5 protein-coding genes are annotated in these 7,395 nt (G+C 32.5%); 3 read left to right on the top strand and 2 right to left on the bottom strand.

Going from position 1 to position 7,395, the window contains the following annotated elements:
• Positions 1-1,737, bottom strand: a 1,737-nt coding sequence (locus VIM70_RS05950; protein ID WP_331944820.1) for a DEAD/DEAH box helicase family protein, incomplete at its 3' end; no start/stop codon positions are given.
• An 11-nt stretch (positions 1,738-1,748) separates the two neighbouring features.
• Entirely contained in the window at positions 1,749-3,662 is a 1,914-nt protein-coding gene (locus VIM70_RS05945) for a site-specific DNA-methyltransferase (protein ID WP_331944819.1), read from the bottom strand.
• Positions 3,663-4,393: 731 nt separating this feature from the next.
• On the opposite strand from VIM70_RS05945, the gene VIM70_RS05940 reads away from it, so the two are divergent.
• The 3 genes from VIM70_RS05940 to ltrA all read left to right on the top strand — a co-directional run bounded on the left by VIM70_RS05940 (position 4,394) and on the right by ltrA (position 7,296).
• Entirely contained in the window at positions 4,394-4,681 is a 288-nt protein-coding gene (locus VIM70_RS05940) for a transposase (RefSeq protein WP_331944818.1), read from the top strand.
• Entirely contained in the window at positions 4,615-5,289 is a 675-nt protein-coding gene (locus VIM70_RS05935; RefSeq protein WP_331944821.1) for an IS3 family transposase, read from the top strand. The genes VIM70_RS05940 and VIM70_RS05935 overlap by 67 nt, the downstream gene beginning before the upstream one ends.
• A 525-nt stretch (positions 5,290-5,814) precedes the next feature.
• The gene (gene ltrA, locus VIM70_RS05930; protein WP_331944817.1) at positions 5,815-7,296 is read left to right on the top strand and encodes a group II intron reverse transcriptase/maturase; all 1,482 of its coding nucleotides are present in this window, start codon (positions 5,815-5,817) and stop codon (positions 7,294-7,296) included.
• Positions 7,297-7,395 lie beyond the last annotated feature (99 nt).

Raw genomic sequence — 7,395 nt, 5'->3', positions numbered from 1 at the left:
CTTCGCAAAGTCTTCATATGATTCATTAGCCATTACAGTAAGTGTGTTTACATTAAATCCACGAATTCTTTCACCCTCTTGATTAACAGCAAGTCTTAACCCTCTACCAATTTCTTGTCGCTTTTTCATTTCTGATTTAGTCTCATTTAGAGTACATATTTGAAATACATTAGGATTATCCCAGCCTTCTTTGAGTGCTGAATGAGAAAATATAAACTTCAATTTTGAATCAAAGCTTAAAAGCCTTTCTTTGTCTCTCATTATAAGACCATATATATCCTCATCTGCAAGAGTACCTCCGTTAGTATCCTTTAATACTCCCTTTTTATCTTGGGCAAAATACCCATTATGAACTATTTCTGCTTCAGTTTCTATATCTACATCCTCAAATAAAGTTTTATACTTAGGTTTTTGAATACTCCTTTTATATGCTTCCTCAAACCATAGTGCGTACTTACCTTTTTGAGGATACCCTTTTTCATCATAATATCTATAATTTGAAACCCTATCTATGAAGAATAAGCTTAAAACCTTAATTCCTTTCTGCTTAAGCTTCATCTCTTTTTCTAAATGTTCTTCAATGGTCTTTTCAATTTGAGCACGTTTGATAATATCATCACTTAAATCTCCACGTACTTCCCCTAATTTAATAAAATCCTTGCTTGAGAAATCTACATACTCAGAATCTTTTCCTGTATAAATTTCACTAACTATATATCCACTATACTGCTCTCTACAACCACTAATTTCAAATAAGTCCTGTCCCTTTTTAACATTTACAGATTCCCTTTTAATAACACCATTTTTTCTTTTATCTATTTCAATTTTTCCAGTTATAGAAGAACCTTTATTACTCACACTTATTAACTTTAAATATGCATCATTATGATAATTCTTAGTCATTACGCTAGCTACTTCTATTTGTTTAACTAACTGTCTCTCATAAGCATCAACCGCATCCAACCGATACATTAAATTGTATTTTTCTTTATGGGTAGCAGAGTATCCTATGGTGCATAAAGGATTTAAAGAATCAATAGCATCATTTGCCTTCTTTGTGCCAGCTGCGCTTTGTGGCTCATCAATTATTACAATAGGATGGGTCTCCTGTATAAATTCTAGAGGCTTTAACCCATTAGTTCTTTCATTATCATTATTAATTACATTGTTGTCTTTGTTAAATGATTGTATTGTCATAACAATAATTCTAATATTATCACTGGTTGCAAAATCCCTTAATAAATCTAAATTTTTAGATTTATATTCATATGACTTAAATATAACATTATCATATTTAAGTTTAAAATGATCTGTCATTATATCTATAGATTTAACAACACCTTCCTTAACTGCAACAGTTGGAACAACAATTATAAATTTTGTAAAGCCGTATTTCTTATTAAGCTCTAAGAGAGTCCTTAAATATACATATGTTTTACCCGTACCCGTTTCCATTTCTATAGTAAAATGATATTCACCTTTTTTTATTTTATCAGACTGAGCTATCCCATTTCTTAACTGTATTTTTTTCACATTCTTCAGAATATCCTCTTCATCAATTTCCAACTTATTTCCCACGCCCAAGCTAGTTGAAAAAAGACCAACTGTACCAGCCTCATCTATTGAATTGACTACTGTAAAATTAGAACTACAAACACTTTGGCCTTCAAAAATATCTACAATAGATGACATGGCTTCCTTTTGATAATCCAGTTCTGAATCAAATTTAAGTCTCACGAAGCCACCCCTTATATACTCATTATTTCTTGTATTTTATTTCTTCTAAGAATTTGAATAGCATTTGTTTTAACTGAATCACTTTTGAATCCATTATCCTTAAGTACAACTCTTGTAATTTCAGGGTTTAGCTCTTCTTTAAATTTAACAATTCCTTCAACCACCTCTATAGTAATTTCGTTGTCAAGACAGATAAACAATGCTCCAAGCCCAATGATGAATACTTTTTTATCAGAGATTCTTCTCATTTCTACTGGATAAGTTAAATCAATTCCAAACTTAATCATAATTTCATATACTATATCTTCCTCAGTTCTATTCGGAACAAAATTATCTATCATATTATCAATAGATATTTCAAGATTTTCACTATCAGCATTCCATCTCTTAATATTTGAAGTATCAAGCTTGAACACTTTGAACCCTATATCTAAATTCTCTATTCCTTCCTTATCTTTATTTTCTTTAAGAATTTTTTCTCCAGCTCTACGGATACGTTCTTTACCTATTTCGCAAATGGTTTTGTAACCTGCTTTATTTGCTTCAAATTTTTCATCTATTGACTCTGGTAATTGGACCATTATAAATTTACGATTCCCTCCATCATTAGCATTTAACTTCATTATTGCATGGGCTGTTGTTGCTGAACCAGAAAAGAAATCAAGAATGATATCGTTGTTTTGTGATAATGAAACCAAAGACAATATTTTTGTTAATAGTTTCACTGGTTTAGGCGCATCAAAAGGATCAAATCCTCCAAATAATTCTATTTGTTCTTTCGTTCCTATACTTGATGTACCACATTTTTCGCCACTCCACCACGTATTATCTATCGAACCAAACATCTTTTTTTCTTCATAGAATACTTTTAATTGTGGTCGTGAATTACCTGCTTTACCAAAAATAATACGATTATCGATTAATAATTTTTCATATGACTTTTGCTCTGTTCTCCAGTGCCTTCCATTTGGTGGCAAATATTCTTCTCCAGTATTGGGGTTATTAATTTTGTATGTCAAGTTAGGTCTAACATTCGGTGCGTCAAAAGGATCTGCTTTCCATAAGCCTCGTTCATCATTATCAAGATTATCAAATTTATCTTTATCTAATATCAACGGTAAACACACGAAGCTATTATGGTTGAACCATGTATCCGCATTAGATTCCTTCAATCTTCTATTTTCTTGTCTTCTTACCTTTGCATAAGCAATAATATATTCATGACTACTGCTTATATCTGTATCATTTTGTACCGATTGTCTAGATTGCCATGGAAACTGTGTAACGAAATTCTGTTCTCCAAAAATCTCATCACATACTTTTCTAAGATTCGTCACTTCATTATCGTCAATACTAATAAATATAACCCCATTATCACTCATCAAATTTCTAGCCAACTTCAACCTGGGATACATCATATTCAACCAATCCGTATGATATCTGCCACTAGCTTCAGAATTCGTTCCGATTTTTCTTCCTTCTGCATCAACTTGTCCAGTAATTTCCAAATAATTTTTTATATTATCTCTAAAATCATCTGGGTAAATAAAATCATTTCCAGTATTGTAAGGCGGATCTATATAAATCATTTTCACTTTATTATGATAAGTCTTTTGAATAAGCTTTAATACTTCTAAATTGTCTCCTTCAATATACAGATTCTCCGTTGTATCAAAGTTTTTACTTTCTTCTTTTGCTGGTCTTAATGTTCCTGTGGATGATGTTTGAGCAATTTTTATTGCTTTAGACTTACCCTTCCAATTAAAACTATATCGTTCTTCTTTCTCCTCTGTATATTCTCCTAATACTTCTTTTAATTTTTCAAAATCTATTTTATCCTCGCAAAATACTTCTGGAAATAATTCTTTCATTTTATTAATATTTTCAGCAACAATGTTCATACTTTTGTCGCCTAGCTTCTCCATGATTTTACCCCCATGCTTAATTGTTAAGGTGTTGAATTAAATGTTTTTTTCTAATTTCAATTTTCTTATTAAGTCTTTGGTTATCTCATTCCTCCACCTCTATTTACAATATTATACTTTTCGTTACAGTATTTTATGCAGGATATTTGTATAAATAATAAATGTACACAGTGGTAAAGGCCCTTCTCCATTTTATACAAATATTTTAAGGTGATATTATGAAATGAAGAAAGAAAATTGAAAACTCTAAAAGTGAATTAATTCATGTGAGGACTAGTGAATAACTATCAAGTGCCCTGGAAAGTTTCTGCAAAGCAATCACTATAAAAAAAAAGTGAAGGGGTAAGACTTCTCTTGAAGAGTATCCTTAACAGCTGCTGAATATGAGTCTTTAGAAAGAGACAAGAAAAGGTCTATATTATATATGGTACGTTTTATAATTAGTTTAATAACCTTACGATACTAAGTGAAGTGTTGATATATGGTGCTATGAATTGTGAATCATTATGTACACCTTTTGATACTAGCATAGAGGTAAACCAACTGAAGGAATGGGAAGGTTCCATGAGAGAAGACGGTAACACCAACCAAATGGCGTTTAGTACACTTGGTTTTATATTTTCAATACTATTCATATAAAAAAAATAGTTAAGGTATGACCTGATATACTAAAGTTGTAACACTGAGTACTAATAAAATAGTATAATAAAATTAGGAGAGTGGTGTTACAAGTGGCAAAAAAAATATATGATCAAGTATTTAGAGAAAAATTGGTAAAATTGAATCTAGAAAATAGTAGAACAATTCCAAGTCTAATTAAAGAGTATGGTGTATCTAGATCAACCCTTAATTTGTGGATTAAAAACTATTGCGAAGAATGCAAAGAATCAGAAGAAAAAATATCTCCTAGTGTTTATGAGGAAAATAAATTATTAAAAAAGCGAACTACTGAATTAGAAAAGGAAAATGCTTTCTTAAAAAAAGCTGCGGCATTCTTCGCCAAGGAAATAGACAGTTAATCTACCAGTTTATATCTGCCAACAATAAAGAGTTTGGCGTCAGATGGTTATTACGCCGTTTTGAGCTATCACCTAATGCATATTATAATTATTTGAAATTCAGAAAAAGTATCTATAATGAACAAAAGAAATTAGTTTTGAAACATATATATAAAATTTTTCACTGTGAAAATGGAAAAATGGGATATAGAATGGTAAAACGCTCATTAGAAAAACAAGGAACTAATTTAAGCTTATTAACTGTGCATAGATACATGAAAGAATTAAATATTAAGTCAGTTTCATTTAGAAAAAGACCTAATTATGTAAAAGGAACCTCACATAAAGTATTTCCAAATATCCTAAATAGGGATTTTACAGCTGTAGCTAAAAATTTAAAATGGTGTACAGATTTCACCTATATACATCTTTCCAGCGGCAGGATAATGTACAATTGTTCTATTTTAGATTTATATGATAGAAGTATTGTAGCAACTAAAGTATCTAGTAATATAACCGCGAAGCTAGCTATTGATACACTCAGTGAAGCCATATCTAATCATAAACCCCCTTCGGGATTAATAATTCATAGTGATCAGGGGTCACAAGTGCGACAAGAAGTCGCGTAATATATTGCCGAAAGACTACCCTATCCATTCGGGGTAACTCTATCATGACTAGCGTGGATGGTAACGTCTGGGTTAGAAAGCTCATGAGACAATGTGGAAGTTCGAGAAGCCTAATCTGGAACAACTGCTAGAGTAAGAATGCTATGGAGAACGTAAAGTGAATCACTATAGGAATCGTTACGCTGGAGAAAGCGAAATAGGCTGAAACGCTTTGACCAAAAGGTAAGGAGTCAAGCAAAGGCCAACTGTTAAACCAATGCGATTGGATGAAGCACTCCCGGTTTAAAGGTGGCTCCTAAGGCATTCATAATTATATATTACGTGGAACTTGGTAAACCCTATATATTCCTTAAACATGAGGTATCTACCCGCAAGGTTAAGAAATGATATAGAGGGCAGAAGAAAAGGATAAAAAGCGAAAGCCGTTTTTGTAATGAAAACAGATAAGAGTTCAAACTTTGCTCTAACCCGAAAGGGTGCTGACTTGTCCTATGGTATTTCTTGGCAGGAAAGGACGGTAAACTTATGAATTTTAATAACTCAACGACGGATAAAACCGAGAGGCTAAAAGACACTAAAACACTTGCAGACAAATGGGATTCCATTGATTGGATACAAGTACAAAATGATGTTAATAGGCTACAGTCCCGTATAGCTAAGGCAACAGTGAAAGGTGATAAAAACAAAGCAAAACAGCTACAATATTTACTGACACATTCTTTTTCGGCAAAAATCTATGCAGTGAAAAAGGTAACCACCAACAAAGGAAAGAAGACATCAGGTGTTGATAAAAAACTATGGTCCACCTCTGCCTCAAAAATGAAAGCGGTACTTAAACTTAATGGTAAACATTATAGATCGAAGCCACTCAAAAGAGTTTATATTGCAAAAAAAGGCAAGAATAAGAAGCGACCTTTAGGAATCCCGACAATGTATGATAGAGCAATGCAGACTTTATATGCATTAGCACTCGAACCGATTGCTGAAACCAAAGGTGATAACATCTCGTTTGGGTTTCGTCAGGGAAGAAGTGCCAAAGATGCATGTGAACAAATATTTAATGTGCTAGCAAGAAAATGCTCTCCTACATGGATATTAGAAGGAGACATAAAGGGATGCTTTGACAACATCAACCATAGTTGGTTACAAGAAAATATTCCAATGGATAAAAGAATCATGAAACAGTTTCTGGAATCAGGGTTTATATACGAGGGTAAGTTATTTCCGACGGACACAGGTTCTCCTCAAGGAGGTGCCATATCAAGTCTTTATGCAAACATGGCACTTGATGGTCTTGAAAAAGTGATTCAAGATAAATACCATCGTAATACAAAAGGGAATATCGAAAATCACTATCGTGCAAAAACCAAAGTAAATCTAGTACGATATGCTGATGATTTTATAATAACTGCAAATACTAAAGAAGTTGCAGTAGAACTTAAAGAAGTTGTTAGTCAGTTTCTCGAAACTCGAGGACTAGTGTTATCTGAAGAAAAGACTAGAATTACCCATATAAATGAAGGCTTTGACTTTCTAGGTTGGACATTTCGGAAATTCAAAGAAAAACTTATTGTTAAACCTTCAAAAGGTTCAATAAAAAGCTTGATAAGGAAATGTTCCACTATTATTCTTAAAGAAGGGAAAGCATGCACTCAATCGGATATAATTCGTAGACTCAATTCTGTAATAAGAGGTTGGACTAACTATCATAAACACACGGTAGCCAGTCAAGCTTTTTCTTACATTAACAACACACTTTATTATTTATTACATTATTGGGCAAAGCATCGACATCCAAATAAAAACAGATGGTGGCGAATTAATAAGTATTGGCATCAGAAGGGATATAAAATATGGGTTTTTATGACAGAAGACTATTCTCTTATTAATTTAAGACGAATCAAAATAGTCCGACACCCAAATTTGAAAATCTCTCAAAATCCTTTTTCACACAAGGAATACTTTGTTAAAAGAAGAATGAAACTACAATCACTGAATGCCGCCTGAAAAGGTTAAGAAATGCTTGAGCCGTATGAGAGGGAAACTCTCACGTACGGTTCTTAGACGAGGGAAAGGGAGTAATCCCTTTTCTTTAGTCGATTATAC

It is taken from the genome of Clostridium sp., assembly GCF_036569345.1.
In the GTDB taxonomy this organism is placed as follows: domain Bacteria; phylum Bacillota; class Clostridia; order Clostridiales; family Clostridiaceae; genus Clostridium_AD.
Note: the sequence above shows the minus strand (reverse complement) of the source record. Positions and strands in the feature narration are given on the sequence as shown.